Source organism: Streptomyces katrae, from assembly GCF_000966975.1.
GTDB classification, from domain to species: domain Bacteria; phylum Actinomycetota; class Actinomycetes; order Streptomycetales; family Streptomycetaceae; genus Streptomyces; species Streptomyces katrae.
Genome location: NZ_JZWV01000579.1, coordinates 1 through 2,156, shown reverse-complemented (window position 1 = coordinate 2,156; position 2,156 = coordinate 1). Strand labels below are relative to the sequence as shown.

The following is a 2,156-nucleotide window of genomic DNA, read 5'->3' as shown; positions in this document are numbered from 1 at the left end:
TGCGCATGCTCTGCTCCAGCACGCCGCTGATCTCCTCCTCCACCTCCGGCAGCTTGCGGCTGACGAACGTGACCCGGTGCAGCACCCGCCAGCACGGCGGCTTGTGGTCCGACTGCTGCGCCTGCTTCAGGGCCAGTGCGTTGCGGTCCCCGGAGTCCAGCCACTCGGAGTCCACGACCTTGCCGTAGAAGTCCTCGAAGTTGGCCCGGTCCGCGTCCAGGTAGAAGGTCATGAACCGGTACGCGTCCACCCGGCCCGGGATCTCCACCGCGTTGCCGTCGGCGTCGAAGACCGGCTTGAAGTCCTTGTCGTACTTCTGCATGTCCCCGGGCGTGTCGACGGCCACCTCCAGACTGAAGGAGCGCGTGGACTCCTTGCTCGTCGAGCGGCTGCGGGTGATGCTGCCGCCGAGCGAGGTCTCCGCCTGGAAGCCGAGGCCCACACCGAAGATCTCGAAGCTGGTGGACAGCCCCACGGACGCCAGCCCGTTGAAGTGGTACGAGCCGCTCGTCGTCTCCGTCACCATGTCCGTGGTGCCGGTGCTCTCGGCGAAGAACCCGCCGTCCGCCGACCACACGTACGTGTTGACGATGTCCCGGCGGGACAGCCCCGCCGCCTCGCGCTGCTGCTTCTCCTTGTCCTTGCGCGGCCCCGGGACCGGCCCGGTGAACCGGCCCACCAGCTCACGGGCCACCGCCGCCGTCGGGTCGGAGAAGGGGTTGCGCGGGTCGGCGGCCTCGTAGAAGGCCTGCCGCCGCTGCTGGTCCTCCACGATCCGCCGCTTGAGCCGGTAGGCCTCGCGCGGCTTGTAGTAGCTGTACTCGCCGTAGTCGGCGGCCTCCTGGTAGTCCGAGTCCAGCCGCAGCTTCCAGTTCTCCCCTTCCTTCGTGTATCCGGCGCGGCCGTCGAGGGTGCCCTGCTTCACGTAACGCGGGTTGATCTTGAACGGTACGAGGTTCCAGTCGCGCGGGACGTCCGGGTTCGGCAGCATCCGGTACGAGACCACCGCCCCGCTGTGCGCCACGCGGAGCGCGAACACGTCTGCCGTCTCGGACTGCACCAGCGCGTAGCCGGTGTTGGACGGGGCGAACCGGCGGCCGCCGTTGTCGATGGAGGCCTGCTGGTCCGCCGTAGTCGTGGGCTCGGGCTCCCAGCCGCCGCTGAGACCGATCATCGTGGACCGTTCGGTCTCCTGCCCCTGGGAGACGGTCGTCTCGTCGCCCCAGCCGAACCCGAACTCGAGGGCGATGCCGCCCTCCACGGAGAAGTCCACGTCGGAGAGGGGAGTGGCGGTGCCGAAACCGAGCGGGGCCGTGATCCACAGGGTGTCGGGTCCGCCGGCCTCGTAGGAGAGCTTCGCCGTCGTCGCGCGGTCGATGCTCTTCTCGCTGCCGGAGGTGAGCGTCTGCACCACCCCGTCGGCCTGCTTGAACTCGACCGTGGTCGCGTTGATGTAGCTCTGCGTGTTCGGCCGCCGGGTGGCGATCAGGTTCTCGGCGGGAATCGGCGGGGCTCCCTCGATGTAACCCATCAGCTGGGGCGCGAACTGCGCCTGACCCACCCACTCGGAGACCAGGTCACCCAGCTTGTAGCCGGTGATCAGGTTCCACGTGCCGTCCTGGAGGTACGCGTAGGCCCGCTTGAGCACGCCCCGGCTGGTACGGTCCGAGAGCCGTTGCAGGTCCGCGTACTCGGCGACGGCCGGCGTCGCGCCGATCGTCTGCACGAACCGGTCCTGCCCGGCCACGAACACCGGCCGCACCTCCGGGGTCTCGGAGGAGATCGGCGCCGTGGACATCAGAGGGGCCGGGCGGGTCTGCGCTTCGGCGGCCAGCGCCAGGTGGAGGGCGCGCGGGCCGTGGTCCCGCAGCGTCGTCGCGTCGGCCGTGGTCGACTCGTCGTCGAACGGGTAGTAGGCGATCAGGTCGGCGGCGTCACCCGTCAGCCGGCCGAACATGTTGTCGAGGAGCTGTTCCTCGGTCCGGGCCGTACGCCACAGCCGCACCTCCTCCAGCACGCCCTGGTAGCGGTCGGCGACCCCGGAGTCGTCGGAGCGCCCGCCGACGGTCACCTGGGCCGGACCGTAAGCGCCCGCCGCGGGGGCACTCGCCGCCGGGGTCGGCGTGACCTCGGTGGCCCGCCCGTCCACGTACAGC

General features: G+C 70.1%; 1 pseudogene. It reads right to left on the bottom strand.

Features of this window, described 5'->3' with window-relative positions:
* A pseudogene (locus VR44_RS20865) lies at nucleotides 1-2,156 on the bottom strand (LamG-like jellyroll fold domain-containing protein); the annotation flags it as partial.